At 39.7% G+C, this 21,944-nt stretch carries 23 protein-coding genes; 22 read left to right on the top strand and 1 reads right to left on the bottom strand.

Annotated elements, in window-relative coordinates:
* The first annotated feature begins 11 nt into the window (after positions 1-11).
* From MKZ26_RS19445 to hag (MKZ26_RS19490), 10 genes are all read left to right on the top strand, one after another.
* Positions 12-509 carry a flagellar protein FlgN gene (locus MKZ26_RS19445; RefSeq protein WP_187045581.1) on the top strand — a complete coding sequence of 166 codons (498 nt, stop codon included), beginning with the start codon at positions 12-14 and terminating at the stop codon, positions 507-509.
* A gap of 9 nt (positions 510-518) precedes the next feature.
* Entirely contained in the window at positions 519-2,045 is a 1,527-nt protein-coding gene (flgK, locus tag MKZ26_RS19450; RefSeq protein WP_340767694.1) for a flagellar hook-associated protein FlgK, read from the top strand.
* A gap of 16 nt (positions 2,046-2,061) precedes the next feature.
* Positions 2,062-2,988 carry a flagellar hook-associated protein FlgL gene (gene flgL / locus MKZ26_RS19455; RefSeq protein WP_340767249.1) on the top strand — a complete coding sequence of 309 codons (927 nt, stop codon included), beginning with the start codon at positions 2,062-2,064 and terminating at the stop codon, positions 2,986-2,988.
* Positions 2,989-3,093: 105 nt separating this feature from the next.
* Entirely contained in the window at positions 3,094-3,648 is a 555-nt protein-coding gene (locus MKZ26_RS19460; RefSeq protein WP_340767250.1) for a DUF6470 family protein, read from the top strand.
* A 164-nt stretch (positions 3,649-3,812) separates the two neighbouring features.
* Entirely contained in the window at positions 3,813-4,259 is a 447-nt protein-coding gene (gene fliW, locus MKZ26_RS19465) for a flagellar assembly protein FliW (RefSeq protein ID WP_340767251.1), read from the top strand.
* Between the two features lies 1 nt (position 4,260).
* Complete coding sequence (gene csrA, locus MKZ26_RS19470; RefSeq protein WP_340767252.1) at positions 4,261-4,482, top strand: carbon storage regulator CsrA; 222 nt, start codon at positions 4,261-4,263, stop codon at positions 4,480-4,482.
* A 154-nt stretch (positions 4,483-4,636) separates the two neighbouring features.
* Entirely contained in the window at positions 4,637-5,593 is a 957-nt protein-coding gene (gene hag, locus MKZ26_RS19475) for a flagellin Hag (RefSeq protein WP_340767253.1), read from the top strand.
* A 208-nt stretch (positions 5,594-5,801) separates the two neighbouring features.
* The gene (gene hag / locus MKZ26_RS19480; RefSeq protein ID WP_340767254.1) at positions 5,802-6,731 is read left to right on the top strand and encodes a flagellin Hag; all 930 of its coding nucleotides are present in this window, start codon (positions 5,802-5,804) and stop codon (positions 6,729-6,731) included.
* 201 nt (positions 6,732-6,932) lie between these two features.
* On the top strand, positions 6,933-7,868 hold the full coding sequence (gene hag, locus MKZ26_RS19485) for a flagellin Hag (RefSeq protein WP_340767255.1): 936 nt from the start codon (positions 6,933-6,935) through the stop codon (positions 7,866-7,868).
* Positions 7,869-8,076: 208 nt separating this feature from the next.
* Entirely contained in the window at positions 8,077-9,009 is a 933-nt protein-coding gene (hag, locus tag MKZ26_RS19490; protein ID WP_340767256.1) for a flagellin Hag, read from the top strand.
* 44 nt (positions 9,010-9,053) lie between these two features.
* Here the strand turns inward: hag (MKZ26_RS19490) and MKZ26_RS19495 are convergent, their stop codons facing one another.
* The gene (locus tag MKZ26_RS19495; RefSeq protein ID WP_340767257.1) at positions 9,054-10,316 is read right to left on the bottom strand and encodes a motility associated factor glycosyltransferase family protein; all 1,263 of its coding nucleotides are present in this window, start codon (positions 10,314-10,316) and stop codon (positions 9,054-9,056) included.
* Between the two features lie 142 nt (positions 10,317-10,458).
* Here MKZ26_RS19495 and MKZ26_RS19500 point away from each other — a divergent pair, with 142 nt between their 5' ends.
* The 12 genes from MKZ26_RS19500 to MKZ26_RS19555 all read left to right on the top strand — a co-directional run bounded on the left by MKZ26_RS19500 (position 10,459) and on the right by MKZ26_RS19555 (position 21,917).
* Positions 10,459-11,061 (top strand): hypothetical protein, encoded by a 603-nt coding sequence (locus MKZ26_RS19500; RefSeq protein ID WP_340767258.1) that lies wholly within the window; start codon positions 10,459-10,461, stop codon positions 11,059-11,061.
* Positions 11,048-12,919: a motility associated factor glycosyltransferase family protein gene (locus tag MKZ26_RS19505; RefSeq protein WP_340767259.1), complete on the top strand. Its 1,872-nt coding sequence runs from the start codon at positions 11,048-11,050 to the stop codon at positions 12,917-12,919. The genes MKZ26_RS19500 and MKZ26_RS19505 overlap by 14 nt, the downstream gene beginning before the upstream one ends.
* A gap of 4 nt (positions 12,920-12,923) precedes the next feature.
* Positions 12,924-13,931: an NAD-dependent 4,6-dehydratase LegB gene (locus MKZ26_RS19510; protein ID WP_340767260.1), complete on the top strand. Its 1,008-nt coding sequence runs from the start codon at positions 12,924-12,926 to the stop codon at positions 13,929-13,931.
* Positions 13,928-15,082 (top strand): LegC family aminotransferase, encoded by a 1,155-nt coding sequence (locus MKZ26_RS19515; RefSeq protein ID WP_340767261.1) that lies wholly within the window; start codon positions 13,928-13,930, stop codon positions 15,080-15,082. Before MKZ26_RS19510 ends, MKZ26_RS19515 begins: the two co-directional genes overlap by 4 nt.
* A 5-nt stretch (positions 15,083-15,087) precedes the next feature.
* Positions 15,088-16,215 (top strand): UDP-N-acetylglucosamine 2-epimerase, encoded by a 1,128-nt coding sequence (gene neuC / locus MKZ26_RS19520; RefSeq protein WP_340767262.1) that lies wholly within the window; start codon positions 15,088-15,090, stop codon positions 16,213-16,215.
* Positions 16,212-17,291 (top strand): N-acetylneuraminate synthase, encoded by a 1,080-nt coding sequence (gene neuB / locus MKZ26_RS19525; protein WP_340767263.1) that lies wholly within the window; start codon positions 16,212-16,214, stop codon positions 17,289-17,291. Before neuC ends, neuB begins: the two co-directional genes overlap by 4 nt.
* Entirely contained in the window at positions 17,284-17,907 is a 624-nt protein-coding gene (locus tag MKZ26_RS19530; protein WP_340767264.1) for an acetyltransferase, read from the top strand. Before neuB ends, MKZ26_RS19530 begins: the two co-directional genes overlap by 8 nt.
* A gap of 3 nt (positions 17,908-17,910) precedes the next feature.
* Entirely contained in the window at positions 17,911-18,957 is a 1,047-nt protein-coding gene (locus tag MKZ26_RS19535) for a nucleotidyltransferase family protein (RefSeq protein WP_340767265.1), read from the top strand.
* 17 nt (positions 18,958-18,974) lie between these two features.
* Complete coding sequence (locus tag MKZ26_RS19540) at positions 18,975-20,087, top strand: N-acetyl sugar amidotransferase (protein ID WP_340767266.1); 1,113 nt, start codon at positions 18,975-18,977, stop codon at positions 20,085-20,087.
* Positions 20,088-20,247: 160 nt separating this feature from the next.
* On the top strand, positions 20,248-20,940 hold the full coding sequence (locus MKZ26_RS19545; RefSeq protein WP_340767267.1) for an acylneuraminate cytidylyltransferase family protein: 693 nt from the start codon (positions 20,248-20,250) through the stop codon (positions 20,938-20,940).
* Between the two features lie 405 nt (positions 20,941-21,345).
* Positions 21,346-21,576: an SDR family NAD(P)-dependent oxidoreductase gene (locus MKZ26_RS19550; protein WP_340767695.1), complete on the top strand. Its 231-nt coding sequence runs from the start codon at positions 21,346-21,348 to the stop codon at positions 21,574-21,576.
* A gap of 98 nt (positions 21,577-21,674) precedes the next feature.
* Positions 21,675-21,917 (top strand): SDR family oxidoreductase, encoded by a 243-nt coding sequence (locus MKZ26_RS19555; protein ID WP_340767268.1) that lies wholly within the window; start codon positions 21,675-21,677, stop codon positions 21,915-21,917.
* The last annotated feature ends 27 nt before the right edge of the window (positions 21,918-21,944 follow it).

Raw genomic sequence — 21,944 nt, forward strand, 5'->3', positions numbered from 1 at the left:
TAGGGGAAAACATGTCTATAACGATCATCCTGGCGTCACTCGACAGCCTTGAAAAACTTCATAGAAGTCTGCTAAGGCTCGCATACGACAAGACCGGGCTCATCAAGAACGGGGACATGGATAAACTCGACCAGCTGCTGAAAGACGAACAGGCTCATTTGGCTGCCATTGTACAAATGGATACCCAAAGACAACTTACCGTATCCCGATATTTAACTGATCAAGGACGATCAGTGTCGCTAAGTCCGACCGTCACCGACCTACTCGACGTCGTACCAGTAGCGGACAGGAAAAGCCTTGAGGAGGCGAGGGACCGTCTCCTGCATGCGATTCATGACCTGAAATGGCAAAATGATTTGAACCAGAAGCTGACCTACCAGTCTCTTCAGTTCGTGAATCTGTCGCTGGACATGGTCCGGCCACGCCCGGAATCAGTCAACTACTCAAAAACCGAAATTAACGGGAGACAAGTATCAAAAAAGCAAACAACTTTTGATACAAATGCCTAAGGGGGTAAAATAATGTCTACATTTATGGGACTCGAAACAAGCAAACGCGGCCTATTCACACAACAAACCGCACTTTATACAACAGGGCACAACATCAGTAACGCCAACACACTAGGCTACTCACGCCAACGTGTCAACATGGAGGCAACAGCAGGATTTCCAGGCGTCGGTCTAAGTGCCGGCACAATGCCTGGATTCCTTGGAACGGGTGTGCAAGCGGGGTCGATTCAACGTATTCGCGATGGCTTCGTAGACCAACAGTACAGACAGGAATCGAATAAACTAGGTTACTGGGAATCTAGAACTAATGCGATTTCCCAGATGGAGGACGTCATGAATGAGCCTTCTGCATACGGACTTCAAAAATCACTTAGCGAGTTTTGGCAATCACTGCAGGACCTTGCCGTCAATCCTGAAAACGGGGGAGCGCGTGCAGTTGCAGTTCAGCGAGGCGGTGCTGTAGCGGACTCATTTAACCATATGCACAAATCATTGTCTGAAATTCAGACGAACTTAGGGAAAGAGATTGGCATCGCAACAGGCGAGGTGAATTCCATCCTTAAGCAAATTGGCGATCTCAATCGCCAAATTTCAGAAGTCGAACCAAATGGATATATGCCGAATGATTTGTACGATGTACGGGATATGCTCTTAGATCAGTTGTCGGCTATTCTCCCGATTGAGACAAGTTACGAAAAGTCGGGCGGCCGTGCATTGGATATTGCTGAAGGTTCGGTTACAGTGAAGATTAAATTGGGTGTAGGTGATTCGATCACTGTAGTCTCCGGGAAAGATTATGCAACGATGTCAACGACTCCGAATGACGGGGTGAATACAAAAGACCCCAATGGACCGATAGAGGGCTTTGAATTTACTGAGGCGGGAAAGGCTACAGGCGGAGAAGTGACGGTTGAGAACATGAATAATAGCGGGAAAATCAAGTCACTTGTGGATTCTTTTGGTTATGACGATGGAGGAGAAATAAAAGGGCTTTATCCTGAAATGCTAGCGAAACTAGATAAAATGGCAGATGCATTTGTAGCAGAATTCAATAAAATTCATGCAACTGGATTCACGTTGCCAGATAAAGACGGAAATTCAGAGCCGGGTGGAGAGTTTTATACTGGTACCGGTGCATCTGGAATAAAAGTGAATCAGGAAATAATTGATGATAGGGGACTGATTGCTGCATCTAGTGCTGATGGAGAAATAGGAAATGGGAAGCTTGCTCTTGAGTTAGGTAATATGCAATTTAAACCCTTAATTGATGGTTCAACAATCCAAACCTATTATTCAGGTGTCATCGGCCAACTTGGCGTTGAGGGGCAGCAAGCCGAACGACTCACATTCAACACGGCAACATTACTAGGGGCAGTCGAACATCGTCGAGCATCCATCAGTTCTGTCTCACTCGATGAAGAAATGACAGATATGATCAGATTCCAACAAGCATACAACGCATCTGCACGTATGATTACTGTTGTAGACGAAACACTTGATAAAATTATCAACGGCATGGGTCGAGTAGGCATGTAAAGAAGGAGGAAATTAAATGCGCGTAACACAATCGATGCTTTCTAATAATATGCTCCGGAACCTCTCCGCGAGCTACAATAAAATGGGAAAGCTACAAGAACAAATTACAACAGGTAAAAAAGTCAATCGTCCATCTGATGATCCCGTTGTTGCTATGAAGGGCATGGGCTACCGTATGCAAGTTGATAAAATAGCGCAATACCAACGCAACTTAGGTGAAGTCCACAACTACCTTGACAGTTCAGATGACGCATTGGATAGTGTTGGCCAAGCGCTGATTCGCGTACAGGAATTGACTGTAGATGCTGCGAATGATACAAAAACACATGAAGATAAACAGAAAATCATGAAAGAAATTGAACAACTGCGTGAACAAATTAGGGATATGGGAAATACGAAAGTCGGGGATAAATACTTGTTCTCCGGTACAAAAACAGATAGTCCGTTATTCGGTGGGAATCCAATAACTATAGGAGGGGAAATAATTCCAGTTCCTCCAGCGACAGTAGCACCAACCCCAGCCCAGAAAGGGTTTACAGAGGCTATATCTATCGAAGTATTCGATGGAGTTGAACTTCAAGTAAATACAAACGGTTATAAACTATTTTCTGAGTTGGATGAAATGATGGGCAAATTAATTGGTAGTATTGATAACGATGAAGGTAGTGCAGCTATAAGTGCTCATTTGGACGCTATCAGTAAGGTTCAAAACAGCGTTCTAGAAACTCGCGCCGACATCGGTGCACGACAAAACCGCGCCGAAATGATGGGGAACCGCCTCGAATCTCAAGAAGGCGCTGCCAAAAAACAAATGAGTGAAAATGAAGATATCGACTACGAAAAAGCAATCACTGATATGCTTACCCAAGAAGCAATCCACAATGCAGCACTCTCAGTAGGCGCACGCATCATCCAACCATCACTAGTAGACTTCCTTCGTTAAATCCAAGGTTAACTAGTGCCAGTTACTGCCACCGCTACAAGCTAAAATAAAATCCCGGAAAGCGTTTGGACAACCTCCAAACGCTTTCTTTAGAAGGTGACAATAGTGAACATCCCACAACTACAAATTGAAACTACACGCGGAGTCCTTGGTCTACAAATAACAAAGCCAACTCAGGAAATACATCAACCAAAAGCAACACTATCCCAACAACAACCCGCTGCTATTTTAGAAATATCAACAACAAGACCACAACTTTCACTCGAGACTACCGAAGCACGCGCAGACATAGACATGAAAAGTGTATTCAGACGAACCAATGAGTACGCACAATTGGGAAAACAAGGGGCAATGGATGGGATCGCAAGACGGGCACAAGAAGGACGGCAACTAGTGAAAATCGGAAACGGTGGTAACGCGATAGCATCGATAGCCAAACAAAATGCAACTCCACCACTTGCGCCAATGGGCATCCGATTCATAGGCAACCGTTCCCAAATTCAAATGTCTATCCAACCGGGAACACTCAACATCCAAGCAACACCACAAAAACCCATCAACGACGTACAAATCAATAAACCAATCCATAACTATACACAAGGCAAAGTAACCGGACAGATGGAACAATACCCAACCATCCAAATCGATGTCAAATATTAAATGAATATACATATAGGGTGGCAATGGTGTCTGTGCAACGCAAAACAGCTACTTGACATTTGAATGTATTTACATACAAAATAGACTGGCAAATGCCAGTCTATTTTGTTTCAGACATAGAAAATTTATAATCTGAAAATAACAATTCAAAAGGAGAAGATAACGTGAAAATCCAAACAAAATTCCACGGCTCACTCGAAATTCAAACCGACCAAACATGGAACTTTCCAAAAGGCATCCCAGGCTTCGAAGAGGAAAAAGAATTCGCACTCCTCCCTATTGAGGACAATGATTTTTTCCAAGTTCTTCAATCAACTAAAACAATTGACGTCGCGCTAATCGTAGCAAACCCATACACACTCGCAGGAGACTATTCCTTCACCGTGGATGAACCAACTATAGACCTATTAAACATTGAAAAAGAGCAAGACGTCTTCGTTTTGGGGATTTTATCCCTAAAGGAGCCATTCGAATCTTCAACAATCAATCTCCAAGCACCGCTTATTTTTCAAACGAAAACAAAAAAAGCGAAACAGATGATACTGAACGATAATAGATTTCCCATGCGTCACCCAATCGGTTCACTAACAGCCGAGAAGGGGGGCTACTGACATGCTCGTACTATCGCGAAAAACAAATGAAACCATCCAAATCGGTGATGACATCCAGCTACGAATCTTGGAAGTGAAAGGTGACACAGTTCGAATCGGTATCGAAGCACCAAAATCAGTGGATATCCTTCGCGGCGAACTTGTCCTTTCCATCTCCCAGTCAAACGCAGAAGCAACAATAGTGGACTCTAATCTATTTTCAAAACTCACAAAGAAAAACTAGATTACTACGAAAAAGCTAAACACAATAGTTACCTATCCGATATAAGTACTGTTAGCGAGAGTGAAAAGTTCGACCGGCTCTTTACTACGCAAACAACAACTAAAAACCGGTTCACAAGGACGTGAACCGAACATACTCAAGGAGGAAAACAACAATGATTATTAATCACAACATCGCGGCACTCAACACACACCGCCAATTAGGTATGAACAACATGAACGCTTCAAAAAACTTGGAGAAACTATCTTCAGGACTTAAAATCAACCGTGCTGGCGACGATGCGGCAGGTCTTGCAATCTCTGAAAAAATGCGTGGCCAAATCCGTGGTCTAGACATGGCAGCGAAAAACTCACAAGATGGAATTTCACTTATTCAAACAGCCGAGGGCGCATTGAATGAAACACATTCCATCTTACAACGGATGCGCGAACTAGCGGTTCAGTCTTCAAATGACACGAACACAACATCAGATCGTGGTGAAATCCAGAAAGAAATGAACCAACTAACATCAGAAATTAACCGTATAGGGAACAATACGGAATTTAATACACAGAAGTTGATTAATGGAGATAAAACTTCTGGTGGTGGAGCTGGCGGTAGTGGGGCTGCAATGAACTTCCAAGTAGGTTCAAATAATGGTCAGAAATTAGAACTTCAAATTGCTGATATGAGGGCTGTTAGCTTAGGAATTGCAGGTGGTACTGGAGCCACGGCTAAGGTTTCAGGAGCAAATGGAACTAGTGGAGCACAATTTGCAGCTACTGCGAATACTGATGCACTAACTGATGTTTCCTCAGGAGCTGAATTTGCTCTTGATATTACAAGTCATACGTTAGCGACAAAAGCTGTTGAAGTACTTGACATAGCAATGGCTAAAGTATCAGCCGAACGCTCTAAACTTGGTTCATACCAAAATCGTCTTGAACACACAATCAATAACCTCGGCACAGCGTCTGAGAACTTGACGGCAGCGGAATCGCGTATTCGTGACGTCGACATGGCGAAAGAAATGATGGACTTCACAAAGAACAACATTTTAACACAAGCTGCACAAGCAATGTTGGCACAAGCCAATCAACAACCACAAGGCGTACTTCAACTTCTACGTTAATAGCGATATCAACAAAAATGCGGTCCGGGCAATCGGCCGGTTTTTTGTTTTGAAATTTAACAAGTCTAGCTAAACAATTGTCTACGATTCCCGATATAAACACTGTATGAGGCAGTAAAGGGTTCTATCGGCTCTTCACTTCGCTAACAACAACCAAATCCGGCTCACAAGGACGTGAACCGAACACAACTCAAGGAGGAAAACAACAATGATAATTAATCACAACATCGCAGCACTCAACACACATCGCCAACTAGGCATGAACAACATGAACGCTTCAAAAAACTTGGAAAAACTATCTTCAGGACTTAAAATCAACCGTGCTGGAGACGATGCAGCAGGACTTGCAATCTCCGAAAAAATGCGTGGTCAAATCCGTGGTCTAGACATGGCAGCGAAAAACTCACAAGACGGAATTTCACTTATCCAAACAGCTGAGGGTGCGTTGAACGAAACACATTCCATCCTTCAACGGATGCGCGAACTTGCAGTTCAGTCATCAAATGATACGAACACAACTTCAGATCGTGGTGAAATCCAAAAGGAAATGAACCAACTAACATCTGAGATTAACCGAATTGGGAACAACACAGAATTTAATACACAGAAGTTGATTAATGGAGATAAATCAGGTGCAGCTGGTGCAATGAACTTCCAAGTAGGTTCAAATAACGGCCAGAAATTAGAACTTCAAATTTCCGATATGAGATCAGCTTCTTTGGGGATTTCTAGCACTACAGCAGGGGATCCTTCTGCTCTTTCTGGTGCGACTGATGCTGCATTTTCTTCTGGAGCTGCAAATGCATTAACAGATGATGCTGGTGTAACTGAATATGCGCTAGACATTTCTGACCATACAAAAGCAACTAATGCAATTCAAGTACTTGATAATGCAATGGCTTCAGTATCAGCTGAACGCTCTAAACTTGGTTCATACCAAAACCGCTTAGAACATACAATCAACAACCTCGGAACAGCATCTGAAAACTTGACTGCTGCGGAATCACGTATTCGTGATGTCGACATGGCAAAAGAAATGATGGATTTCACAAAGAACAATATTCTAACGCAAGCAGCACAAGCAATGTTGGCTCAGGCCAATCAACAACCACAAGGCGTACTTCAACTTCTACGTTAATATCTATAAAAAACATGGTCTGAGCAATCGGCCGTGTTTTTGTTGTGGGATTTTCCAAGTATAGCTAAACATTAGTCTACGATTCCCGATATAATCATTGTAAGCGACAGTAAGGGTTCGGTCGGCTCTTCACTTCGCAAGCAAAAACCAAAACCGGTTCACAAGGACGTGAGCCGAACACACTCAAGGAGGAAAACAACAATGATTATCAATCACAACATCGCAGCACTCAACACACACCGCCAACTAGGCATGAACAACATGAATGCTTCAAAAAACTTGGAGAAACTATCTTCAGGTCTTAAAATCAACCGTGCTGGAGACGACGCAGCTGGTCTTGCAATCTCTGAAAAAATGCGTGGCCAAATTCGTGGTCTAGACATGGCAGCGAAAAACTCACAAGACGGTATTTCACTTATTCAAACAGCTGAAGGTGCACTAAACGAAACACATTCCATCCTTCAACGAATGCGTGAACTTGCAGTTCAGTCGTCAAATGATACAAACACAACTTCAGATCGTGGCGAGATTCAAAAAGAAATGAACCAATTGACATCAGAAATCAATCGTATTGGAAACAACACGGAGTTCAATACGCAAAAATTGATTAATGGAGACAAAACTTCAGGTGGTGGAACTGGTAGTGGCGGAGCTGCACTAAACTTCCAAGTAGGTTCAAATAACGGACAATCATTAGAGCTTCAAATTGCCGATATGCGGGGTGCAAAATTAGGAATCGCAGGTGTTGCCGGAGCCAATGCAACTTCCGGAGCAAAGTTCGTAATTGCAAGCGGTAATGATTCGCTTACGGATGTTAGTTCTGGTACTGAATATGCTTTGGATATTTCAACTCACGATTTAGCAACAAAAGCAATTCAAGTACTCGACAAAGCGATGGCTTCAGTATCAGCTGAACGCTCCAAACTCGGTTCATACCAAAACCGCTTAGAACATACAATCAACAACCTTGGAACAGCTTCCGAGAACTTGACTGCTGCGGAATCACGTATTCGTGATGTCGACATGGCGAAAGAAATGATGGACTTCACAAAGAACAATATTCTAACACAAGCAGCACAAGCAATGTTGGCTCAAGCCAACCAACAACCACAAGGCGTACTTCAACTACTACGTTAATATCTATAAAATAAAAACACAGCCCGAGCAATCGGCCGTGTTTTTATTTTGAAATTTAACGAGTCTTACTAAACAATAGTCCACGATTCCCGATATAAACACTGTAAGCGAAAGTAAAGAGTTTCATCGACTTTTTACTTCGCAGACAAAAAAACAAATCCGATTCACAGGGACGTGAATCAAACACAACTCAAGGAGGAAAACAACAATGATTATAAATCACAACATCGCAGCACTCAACACACACCGCCAACTAGGCATGAACAACATGAACGCTTCAAAAAACTTGGAGAAACTATCTTCAGGCCTTAAAATTAACCGCGCAGGAGATGACGCAGCAGGTCTTGCAATCTCTGAAAAAATGCGTGGTCAAATCCGTGGTCTAGACATGGCAGCAAAAAACTCACAAGATGGAATTTCACTCATCCAAACAGCTGAAGGTGCATTGAACGAAACACATTCCATACTTCAACGGATGCGTGAACTTGCGGTTCAATCATCAAATGATACGAACACAACTTCAGATCGTGGTGAAATCCAGAAAGAAATGAACCAATTAACATCTGAGATTAACCGGATCGGGAACAATACTGAATTCAATACACAGAAGTTGATTAACGGGGATAAATCAGGTGCTGCATCGGCAATGAGCTTCCAAGTAGGTTCCAACAATGGACAAGCACTTAAATTGGAAGTTTCAGATATGAGAGCCAAGGCATTGGGGATCGCTGGAGGAGCTAGTGGAACAGCAAGTGGCTCTGCGACAACTAGTGGCGCTGTCTTTGCAGGTGTAACAACTGATAAGTTGACAGATACTAGTGCTGTAGCTGATGAATATGCATTAGATATTTCTGATCATAAAAAAGCGACACAAGCTATTGAAGTACTCGACAAAGCAATGGCAACAGTATCGTCAGAACGCTCTAAACTGGGTTCATACCAAAATCGTTTAGAACATACAATCAACAATCTCGGAACAGCGTCTGAAAACTTAACTGCAGCGGAATCACGTATTCGTGATGTTGATATGGCGAAAGAAATGATGGACTTCACTAAGAACAACATTCTAACGCAAGCTGCACAAGCAATGTTGGCTCAAGCTAACCAACAACCACAAGGTGTACTTCAACTTCTACGTTAATAGCATTAACAAAAACGCGGCCCGGAAATTCCAGCCGCGTTTTGTTATGAGTATTTAAGATGATAATCTTGTAAACTGATATGTTCCCAGTTGCGAATATATGCCCCGCCTTCCGTGCAATTGTAAAGTTGTAGTTTCTGATGCTCCTTTGCATAGACTTCAAACCACTTTCGGTAGATAATTAAATTTTTTGCTGTATACACCTCACCAGTTTGATCATAATTAATAACTTTCTTAGCGTTTCGAGTCTCATTAATTTTTTTTTGTGCATGAGTATCATTCGCATGACTTTTGCCGTCCGTATATGCTAGGTCTTGCCCGACTAATGCAATAGATTTACCGCCTAAAAAGACCATTAAATCGAGTAATGCTGTTGCAACGGATCCACCCGTTTGGATTATAGGGTCATTTTTTACTGAGGCAATTTTTTCCGCTTCTTCATAGCCGTCTTGCCATATTACTCGCCTAGGACCATTATGTAGCATAATCGTATCGTGATAAGCAGTACTCAAATAATACAATGTAGTATATGGCAACGTGAGGTCAGTTAATTGGTTATAGGTTGCTTGGTTTGGATCGATGATTGCAAAGAAGTCAGGAATAATTCCGAATTTAACTAATGGTTTTACCGCAGTTCCTACCGCTCCGATAATAAAAAAATTTTCATCTCTTATTTTTTTAAATAAAGGCAATTGCTTATCGAGTGACGGACCAGCGGAAACTAAAATCATCGGCTTCCCTGCATACTTATTTTTCAACTTTCCTATTCCATCATCGTTCAGTATAATATTCTTCTTGAAATTCATATTCATATGTCCTATTTGGTTCGAAATTGAGTTTTTCTGAATTTTAATATCTTCTAATACTGCTTTCACGTTTTCATATTCGTATGGCGAAATATCCAATCCATTTTTATGAATTAATAAATTAGTAGAGCTAACAGAGGAAAAAACACAACCTCTCTCGGTTGGAGAAAGATCACTAAATTGTTTAATAGACACATTTTGAAGAATTACAATAGATGCGTAAAAAGGACTGTCCTTAAACCAAGTAAGAAAAATATCATTAAATTCAATAACAGTGATAAGCTTATCAGGCATTGCTTCTGCCACCGCACGTATATGATATCCTGCACCAAGCCCGACTATGACAATTTCCTCTTGGTTCTTCAAACCTTTAAGCGAACTTTCACTCCAAACGGCAGCCTCATGTAATGGATCATACTTGCTATGAAAGACAATACTTTTGCCGTTCAAATCGATTTTAACTGTTGGCACGGTTCTTGTCTCGACAATTGATATTTTCAAGTTCATCCCCCCACAACCATTGTAATACATAAGTAGTCTAGAATAAATGAAGTAAAGCTTAAAATTCATTTGAACAATGCCGATTTCAACCGATATAATAGAAGGATAGAGCAAATACATATAAAATTTTGGGGGCACATATATGAAACTCCTTTTTAATGAACAAGTAATCGAATTCGAAAAAATACCTTTGGTGGAAGAAGTATTAGAAAAAATTAACGACTTATTACAAAATGATTTCTATTTTAGTCATTTCATTGTAGATGGAAAAGAAGTGTTGGAAGCACCAGGAGAATTCCTGAAAATGAATTTAAGGGCCATTGAATCTCTTGAAATCATTTCTGTGTCTGCGAAAGAGTTTATAAACAATCTATTATTATCTGCGGAAGAGTATACTAAACGTGCAGTTCCGCACATAACAACATTAGCTGATGAATTTTACAATAATCCATCCTCATCTAGTTGGGCAGAATTAAATGAGTTATTCGAGGGTATCCAATGGTTGTCAACAATGATTGAAACCGTCGATCAATCGGTAGTACGTCCATCCAATTGGATGGACGTACTTACACCTACTTTAGCAATGCAAGCTGAACTTGGTAATTTTGAAGAAGCTCTTGATAATACAGATACCGTCCTGATTGCCGATATGCTTCATTTTGAAATACTTACTGTTTTCGAAGCACTTTCAGCGGAAATGAAAATAGCAATCGACACAGAGGGAACACGTCATGATCTTAATTGACAACCGAAATGTCTTGCGGATGAAAAACCGCGAACTGTTAAGTAGGTTGACGGAAATCGAGAACAACGAATCAACTGGGAACGTCATTGTGGAACAAGCAAAGACTGGTTTACCGACTCTTAAAATAGTACTAGGTGGACGAACGCAATATGTCCACAGTAAATATGATCCTGTAAAAGATGGGGAACGTTTCGTCAGTAAATATGAAAATGAGATATACAAGTATGTACTCTTCGTCGGAACAGGTCTCGGCTATCATATTAATAAGTTCATGGAAAAATATCCGGATACAAAATTTTCAATTTATGAACCTAATGAGGAAGTGCTTCTAGCATACTTGTCCAATATAAAGCTAGATGAATTGCCACTCCATAATTTGATAGGAATTTTTACCGGAACGAATAATACCGTCATAACAAACGAAATGGTGCAGCTACTTAGATTATCGAGAGGGATACTACAAATCATCACACTCCCACTATATGAAAAGTTATACAGTGAACAGATAGATATAATCATGAAGAACATTCTTGAATCACTTAAAGAAATAAGAAGTACTATCGCAACAGATGCATCTTTTCAAAAACGGTGGACAATCAACTCCATCAAAAATTTTCCAACCGTATTAAAAACACCAAATATCTTGCATGATATCGACAAAAGTGCATTCGAAGGAAAACCTGCTATCATCGTCGCAGCCGGCCCTTCACTGAATGAGGAATTCGAGAATTTACGTTACATAAAAGAGAATGGATTGGCTTATATCTTTTCTGTAGGCTCGGCCATTAATGCATTGATTGAACATCGGATTCATCCGGATGCGGCTTGTACATATGATCCAACTGAACTGAATCAGTTCGTTATCCAAAAAGTTAAAGACGATAACATCATTGACATTCCACTCGTTTTTGGAAGTTCGGTAGGTTTTGAAACACTCGCAGCGTATCCTGGGGAAATGTTACATATGATTACGAGTCAAGACACTATATCACCACAATTGCTAGATACAACACAATCCATTGATATTGTAATGGATGCGCCTTCAATAGCCCTTGTAACGTTCCAATTACTTAGTCAGCTTCGTTGTAATCCTATTATATTAGTAGGTCAAAATCTAGGATATCGAGATAATAAGCGATATGCGGCCGGAATTGATTATGACTTCGTGGAGAATGAACTGAGTGATGAAGAAAAGGAAGATTCCTACACTGTAAAAGATGTTTACGGAAATAATATACAAACTAGCGATGATTTCAGTCGAATGAGAAGTCAGTTGGAAGTACATATCAAAATGAATAGAAATATCGAAGTGCTTAACACTACAAAAGGTGGCGCTTTGATTGAAGGAACTTCATTCGTACATTTAGACGAACTCATTAGTGAGAGGTTAAAATCAGAGGAAGTTCATTACAACTGGACAGAACAGTCGAATTCCTATGATATTACGTACACAAAAAAACAGTTAGAAAAACTTTCGTTAGCTGGAAGGACCTGCAAGAAGACATTGCAAAATGCACTTGATGAATTAAAACGAATTAATGGTGCTATTCAAACAAGGAAAATAAAAAACATGGAAAATCATTTCGTTGCATTTGATAAGGAATTCAACAAGCTTAAGAAAAACCCCTTTTATTCTGGTTTTGTTGAACCAATGGTTAGAGTACAAAATAAAAAAGTATCTGAAGAAAGTCAAGCGATTCGATATGAATCTGATGTCTTGAAAAAAGCGGAAGTAGTGGTTCATTCATTCACTAGGTTTATACATGATGTTCATTTGCATATTGAATTTGCTTGGACTTATTTTGAAGAAATGAAATTACAGATTGAAGAAATAACTAACGATATAGAAAACGGGTGAAAAGATGTCAACCAATAAAAAAATACTCGTTACAGGCGCAGACGGTTTCATCGGTTCTCATTTAACAGAAGAGCTTATCCGACAAGGCCATGATGTCCGTGCATTTGTATATTATAATTCATTTAATTCATGGGGGTGGTTGGATCAATCAATGCCTGAAATTAAGAAGAATTTAGATGTGTTTGCTGGAGATATCCGAGATCCACACGGTGTAAAGGAAGCAATGAACGGGTGCACACACGTCCTCAATTTAGCCGCACTCATCGCAATTCCATATTCGTATCACTCGCCAGATACTTACGTCGATACGAATATTAAAGGGGTTTTGAATGTTGTTCAGGCAGCTCGTGAATTAGGAGTTGAAAAGGTTGTCCATACGTCGACAAGCGAAGTTTATGGTACGGCGCAATATGTACCAATAGATGAAAATCACCCGCTTCAAGGCCAGTCACCTTACTCGGCAACAAAAATAGCTGCTGATCAGATGGCATTGTCTTTCTTCAAATCATTCGATACGCCTGTTTCAATTATAAGACCATTCAACACGTACGGTCCCCGTCAATCAGCACGTGCAGTCATTCCTACGATAATCGGGCAATTAGCGGCTGGGAATTCAACAATAAGACTAGGGGCAATTAGCCCGACACGTGACTTCAACTTTGTAAAGGATACAGTGAATGGCTTCATCTCCGTGATGAACAGTGAAAAATCTGTTGGAGAGGTGATTAATATCGGCTCTAACTTCGAAGTTTCAATCGGCGAAACAGCGGAAATGATTGCGGACATTATGAAAGTGAATATGACAATTGAAACCGATGAACAACGCTTGCGGCCCGATAAAAGCGAAGTGGAACGTCTTTGGGCTGACAATCAAAAGGCGAGAAATCTACTCGGATGGACACCGAATTACGGGGGCAAAGAAGGCTTTAAACGAGGTCTTGAAGAAACTATTGAATGGTTTACAAATCCACAAAACCTAGGATCATATAAAACGGATGTGTATAACATATGAATGAGCAGTGGATAACTTTTGCAAATGAAATAAAGCAATTATATAAAAAAGATATTGTCCCACTTCATGAACCGACTTTTGATGAAACCGAAATTGAATATGTAACGGACTGTGTCAAGTCAGGGTGGGTTTCTTCAGTGGGCAAGTACGTGGATCGCTTTGAACAAGAGTTAGCCGAATTTACAGGTGTGAAACGCGCAGTTGCTGTTGTAAATGGCACTGCCGCTCTTCATATTGCTTTGAAAATCGTGGGAGTACAACCGGGGGATGAAGTGTTTATGCCATCCTTAACGTTTGTAGCAACAGCCAATGCGGCTACATATTTGCAAGCAATCCCGCATTTCGTCGATGTTAGTGAAAAAACACTTGGACTTGATCCAGTAAAGCTCGAAGAACATATTAAGGACATAGGGGAAATGAAGAACGGGCAACTTATGAACAAACAGACAGGCAGAGTAATCCGTGGGGTCGTGCCGATGCACACATTCGGGCATCCAGTCGAACTCGACCTTTTAATTGAAGTATGTGGGCGATATAATCTTGCGCTTGTGGAAGATGCGGCTGAATCACTTGGTTCCTACTATAAAGGAAAACACACGGGCGGGTTTGGTCTTGTTGGGGCGCTGAGTTTCAATGGGAATAAAATCATGACAACCGGTGGTGGCGGAGCCATTTTAACGAATGATGACAAACTTGCCGATTACGCCAAACATATTACAACGACAGCGAAAGTACCACATAATTGGGCATATGAACATGATGAAATTGGTTACAATTATAGAATGCCAAATATTAATGCAGCACTTGGTTGTGCACAATTACTAAAAATCCCGGAATTTATCGAAAAAAAAAGACAGATTACTGAGAAATACGGGAACTTAGTTAAGGGCTTAGATGGCGTAAGACTATTTAATGAACCAGGTAATACAAGAGGAAACTATTGGTTGCAAACATTAGTGCTAGAACAACGACATAGTCGTGATGCCATCTTGGACTTTTTAAATGAAAATGGTGTCATGTCCAGACCGATTTGGACACCAATGGATGAATTGGAACCGTTCAAAAATATGCCGAAAGCTGATCTGACCGTTACAAAGCAATTAAAAAACACGTTAATTAACATTCCAAGTACACCGTTGAAAGTGAAGTGAAATCATTGCGTCGAAAAATATGCATCGTCACTGGCACGCGGGCAGAATATGGACTTCTATACTGGCTTATGAAAGAGATTCAACAAGATGATGAACTAGAATTACAATTAGTAGTAACTGGGACGCATCTGTCGCCAGAATTTGGCTTGACCTATAAACAAATTGAACTTGATGGATTTGTTATTGATGAGAAAGTGGAAATGCTTTTGTCATCGGATACGGCGGTTGGTGTTGCGAAATCAATAGGGCTTGCAACAATCGGTTTTACAGGAGCATTTGACCGATTGAAGCCGGATCTTCTCATTATACTTGGTGATCGATTTGAAATGATGGCAGCGGCACAAACAGCGCTTATTATGCGACTACCAATTGCCCACCTTCATGGAGGCGAATTGACTTTTGGTGTCTATGATGATTCCATCCGTCACTCAATTACCAAAATGGCAACCTGGCATTTTGTAAGCACAGAATCACATCGTAAGCGAGTCATTCAACTTGGAGAACATCCAGAACGTGTATGGAATGTCGGTGCGCTTGGTATTGAAAACATTTTAAAGATTCAATTGCTGTCAAAAGCTGAATTATACACAGAACTAAAAGTCAATGACAGAATGCCGTTATTTTTAATTACATATCATCCTGAAACAAATGGAGTTATAAATGTCATACATCCACTGTTATCCGCTTTGGAGAGGTATCCGAACATCAATCTTATTTTCACAAAATCAAATGCAGATAATGGTGGAAGGTACGTCAATGAAGTAATCGAACAATTTGTTTTGAAGAATGCCAATGCATACCTTTTTAACTCATTAGGTCAGTTACGCTATTTAAGCGCAGCAAAGCATGCTGCAGTTGTTATCGGTAATTCATCCAGTGGACTTATAGAAGTTCCCTACTTAAAAACACCCACTGTTAATTGTGGTGACCGACAGATGGGAAGGGAATGTCCGTCTTCAGTTATAAATGCTTCCCTCGATGAAAAATCTATTTATGAAGCGATTGAAGCATCGCTAAAATTTAATGGGCCCTATGGACAAATTTTTGGGAATGGAAAAGTGGCAGCAGAAATTATTATGCAAATTAAAAATATACCATCCTATTCGATTCAGAAGGAGTTTTATGACTTATGAGTAATCATACCTATATTATCGCTGAAGCAGGAGTAAATCATAATGGTTCTCTTGAAATGGCGAAACAGCTAGTAGATGTCGCGAAGCAAGCTGGTGCAGATGCAGTGAAGTTTCAAACCTTTAAAGCAGAAAATCTGGTGACACGAGCTGCACAACAAGCTGGCTATCAAGTGAAAAATCTAGGTGAGGCAACATCGCAATTTGAGATGTTGAAAAAACTTGAGTTATCCTATGAAGAGTTTGTTGTACTGAAAAGATACTGCAATTTTACTAAGGTTGAATTTTTGTCGACGCCTTTTGATTTTGAAAGTGTCGATTTTTTATTAGATCATATTGGTATGAGTAGGGTCAAGATACCTTCTGGGGAGTTAACGAATAGTCCTTTTATTCACTACATCGCTACCAAGAGAAAGCCGATAATTATATCTACGGGAATGGCAACAATGGACAATATTCATGAAGCCTTGTCATTCTTGGCATATGGCTTAGCCTTTCCAGACCAATTGGTTGACCTAGGTCAAGTACAGGCATTTTACTCAACGGTCGAAGCAAAGTTACTTTTGAATGAGTATATAACCGTATTACATTGTACTACGGAATATCCTGCGCCATTTGAAACCATCAATTTGAGCGCCATGAATGAGATGAAAAAAGAGTTGCAATTGCCGATTGGCTTTTCGGATCATTCAGAAGGAATTGCTGTTCCGATTGCGGCAATGGCACTTGGAGCAGTAATAATCGAAAAGCACTTTACATTAGATCGTAGTCTACCTGGGCCAGATCATCGTGCTTCATTGGAACCGAAAGAGTTAGCGGAAATGGTCGATGGGATTAGAGCGATTGAGCAATCTATTGGTACAGGGAGCAAGAAGCCGACTCCATTCGAACTTGAGAATCGTCAAGCTGCAAGGAAGAGTATTGTAGCCAAAGTGCAAATTGCAGCAGGTGACATACTTACGGAAGACCATTTAGCTATAAAACGACCGGGTACTGGGATGCCACCAACAGTCTATTGGTCCTTACTTGGAAAATCTGCCAAGCAATCTTATGAAGTGGATGCACTCATCGATGAATAAGCCAATTATTATGATTGGCAACGGCGGACATGCTTCGGTTTTAGTTGAAACTTTGATTGCTCAAGAAAGAGAAATAATGGGATATACTGCGCCTCAAGAAGAGAAAAGCTTTTTTAATTTATCATACTTAGGTACGGATGATGTAATCGCTACTTATAATCCAAACAAAGTGGTGCTTGTATTGGGATTAGGTACGATTGGCGTTTCAAGTTTGCGGAAATCAATGTTTGAACACTTTGTAGCAAAAGGCTATAAATTTGCGAATGTTATTCATCCAACAGCTATCGTGGCTTCTTCAGTACAAGTAGGTCATGGTATTCAAATAATGGCAGGAGCGATTCTTCAAACGAATATATCCATTGCTGCTAATACAATTATTAATACAGGCACCATTATCGATCATAATGGTGTGATTGGTAGCCATGTTCATCTTGCTCCAGGAGTTACTTTATCAGGTGGAGTCAGAATAGGTGACGGTTGCCACATTGGCACTGGGACTACTATGATTCAAGGCATTACGATAGGAAACGAAACGCTGGTTGGTGCAGGCTCAGTCGTTGTAAAAAATTTTGGAGATAGAGCAACTGCTTATGGAGTTCCAGCAAAGGAAGTGTAACCGATGAAAAGTTGGAAGGACGTTCTCATTAAACCTCAGACAACGATTTTGGAAGCAATGAAAATCATTGATGCTACAACAATGCAATTTACTGCTGTTGTAGATGATGATATGGTTTTATTAGGAACTGTAACAGATGGTGATATTCGGCGTGGGATTTTAAAAGGACTTCCGCTTGAAAGTGCAATTAGTGAAGTAATGAATACCTCACCGTTATTTGAACATGCAGGGGGGAAAATGATTTATTATAAAAAAAGAATGCGGGAACGAAAGTTGAAACAACTGCCAATCATATCAAATGATAATGTATTGCAACATATATTGTTTTCAGATGAGCTTGAGTTAGCGATTAAGAAGGATAATAAAGTAGTGTTAATGGTTGGTGGACTAGGTACAAGACTACGTCCATTGACTGAGACAGTACCTAAGCCAATGCTCAATGTTGGGAATAAGCCGATATTAGAAACTATAATTGAAAGCTTTAAAAACTACGGCTTTTCAAATTTTATCTTGTCGGTTAATTATAAAAAAGAAATGATTATGGATTACTTCCAAGATGGTACTCATCTAGGCGTAAATATTGAGTATATCGAAGAGACTAAGAGATTGGGTACAGCAGGTGCACTTTCTTTGCTACTTGAAAGGCCAATGGAACCTTTTTTTGTGATGAATGGGGATTTACTGACGAAAATAAATTTTGAACAGTTACTTGATTTTCATAATGAAACTAACTCAACTGCGACGATGTGCGTTCGTGAATATGAATATCAAATTCCGTATGGCGTAATTGAAACGGACAATCATAAGTTGCTATCGATTGTTGAAAAGCCAGTAAACAAAAGCTTTGTAAACGCGGGAATCTATGTGCTGAACCCCGCTGTGTTGAATTATGTACCGAGTGGAGATTTTTACGATATGCCAGAATTGTATAAGAAGTTGATAAATGAAGAAGAGAAAGTTGCAGTATTCCCATTGAGGGAATACTGGTTAGATATAGGTCGAATGGATGACTATGAGAAGGCAAATAATGAATTTGATACAGAATACTAAATAGGAGGTAATGGAAAATGAAGTTTTGTGATAAATGTGTAATGCCGGATACAAGGCCCGGAATCTACTTTGATGAGGGGGGAGTTTGTCAAGCATGTAGGGCAGAGGAACAAAAAAGTAAAACAGATTGGAAAGCACGTTTTCAAGAATTGGAACAATTATGTGATAAACATCGTAGAAAAGATGATTCTGAATTTGATTGTATTATTGCAGCAAGTGGTGGAAAAGATAGTCATTATCAAGTTTACTTTTTTAAAGAAGTAATGAATATGAATCCACTATTGGTATCAGTAGAAGATAATTTTGAAATGACAGAGGCTGGTAAATCAAATATTAAAAACATATCTGAACGTTTCGGTTGTCATATAATTTCATTGAAACCCAATTTAAAAGCTCAGAAATTTATTATGAGAAAAACCTTCGAAAAGTTTGGAAAGCCAACTTGGTTTATTGATCGCTTAATCTATACATATCCTCTTCATATTGCAAATAAATTTAATATACCTTTAATAATATATGGAGAAAATATTAGTTATGAATATGGTGGTGGAGAACGTGAAGAAACATATTCTGCAAAGAATCAAATTAATAATGGTGTGGCTTCTGATATTGATTATGATGAACTTATCGATGAGAATATTTTATTATCAGATTTAAGTTTATGCACACCGCCATCAGCTAAAGAGATTGGTAAGTTAGAACCGATTTATTTGAGTTACTATACCAAATGGAATAGCTATACAAATTATATATTTTCGAAAAAAAATGGTTTTAAAGACCTTACTCATGAATGGAATCGTGAGCATACTTTTGAAAATTTTGATCAAATAGAAACTCCAGCATATTTAATTCATCCATGGTTGAAATATCCAAAATTCGGACATGCCACTGCAACTGACTATGCGTCTAAATTTATTCGGTATGGACTAATAACTAGAGAAGAAGGAATTGAATTAGTAAAAAGACATGATCATAAGTTAGATCAAAGATCAGTACGGGAATTCATTGACTTTTTAGGTTATAGTCAAACAGAGTTTTATGGAATTATTGATAAGTTTTATAATAAGGAACTATTTATTGAAAATGAATTTGGCGAATGGCAATTGAAAAAAACAGTGTGGGAAAGATAGGTGTCATCTCGAAAAAACCTGATGTAATGGATTATACTGTAGGTGTAGAGTTTTATACTAAGCCGATGAATTCAAAAGAGAAGGTTTTAGCATTTTGATGGATGAATAATAGTTATGTAAATTTCAGGAGTATTTATGGGGAAGTAAAAGGAGAATTTTTATGATTAATAAAAAAAGAGTTTTAGCAATTATCCCTGCCCGCGGCGGATCAAAAGGTGTTCCTAGAAAAAATGTTCGTTTACTTTCCGGTAAACCTTTGATTGCCTGGACAATCGAGGAAGCAAAAAAATCAAAGTATATTGATCGTTTGATACTATCTTCTGATGATCAGGAAATTATTGAAACTGCTAAAACTTATGGTTGTGAAGCGCCATTCGTACGTCCGAATAACTTAGCAAAGGACTCCACACTCGGGATAGATCCTGTCTTACATGCATTAGAAGGAATTCCAGGGTATGATTATGTAGTCCTTCTACAACCGACGTCCCCATTACGGTTAGCGAAAGATATAGATGGTTGCATTGAAAGACTCACAGAAACAAGTTCACATGCTTGTGTTAGCGTAACATATCCAGATTCGTCCCCTTATTGGATGTATACTATGAACGAAAAGGGAACATTGCAACCACTTATTAAGCAAAAAGGTATTTCAACACGAAGACAGGATTTACCTATGGTTTATGCGTTGAATGGAGCGGTGTATGTTGCGGGAATAGAATGGTTGAAGATGAGGCAATCTTTTTTGACAGAGGAAACAGCCGCGTTCGTTATGCCGAGGGAGCGATCGTATGATATTGATACGGAAGAGGATTTTATGTGGTGTGATTGGGTTTTGAAAAGGCAATTAAGATAGTGCAATTGACTAAGATTGTCAATATTTGTTAGATACTGGCGATGTAGATGGGAAATAATTGAATAGAGGTGATACTAATTACTCGTGAAATGTAAGCGCAAGATAGGAGGGATTGTTTTCGCTTACCTTCACTGAGGATGGTTTAACCTGAAAAACCTGCTAGTTACTCATCCAAAAGTATTCAGCAGGTTTTCCCACGCCATCATATTATTATTGAAACAACCAGTTCTGAACCTGATTTAGATAACGAATCTGGATAACTTGCGTTAAGGTGGAGGAGTTGCCCATGTTAATCAAACACTTACTACCTATTCTCTGAATGCAGACCCCGATTGTACACTGACCTAGAGACCATCAATCACTACAAGATTTGGTGTAAGAGCTGTAGCTTTTGAATGTGATGTTATTTCTGAGTCATCAGTAATAGAAATGGTTGAATTAGTTCTTGCTGAATTCGGTGAGATGAATATTCTACATAACAACGCAGCTGGAAAATCAAATAACTTAGATCGGTGGAGAGAAATTATGGACACAAATTTAGATGGTATGTATCTTGTTGCGAAGCATGTTGGAAAAGTAATGAAGGAGCAACGAAAAAAGGTTCTAATATTCAGACTTCATCTATATATGGTGTGATGGTCCCAGACCAACGTATATATGAAGGCTCTTATTATTTAAATCGCTAAATTAAGTCTCCTTCAATTTACTCGGCATCCAAAGCCGGTGTTATTGGATTGACCAATTATCTTGCAACCTGTTGGGCAAAAGACGGTATACGAGTCAATGCGATTACTCCTGGTGGGGGAGAGAGTGAACAAAATCATACTTTCAAGAAAAACTATAGGAATCGTATTCCATTAGGACGAATATCGCAGCCTGAAGAGATGGTTTATCCACTAATTTACTTGGGTTCTAATGCATCGAGCTACGTGACTGGGCATAATATTATTGTGGATGGTGGGTTGAATGCTTGGTAATATTAATAGAGTCTGAATAACGTGGAT

It is taken from the genome of Sporosarcina sp. FSL K6-6792 (assembly GCF_038004885.1).
In the GTDB taxonomy this organism is placed as follows: Bacteria; Bacillota; Bacilli; order Bacillales_A; family Planococcaceae; genus Sporosarcina; species Sporosarcina psychrophila.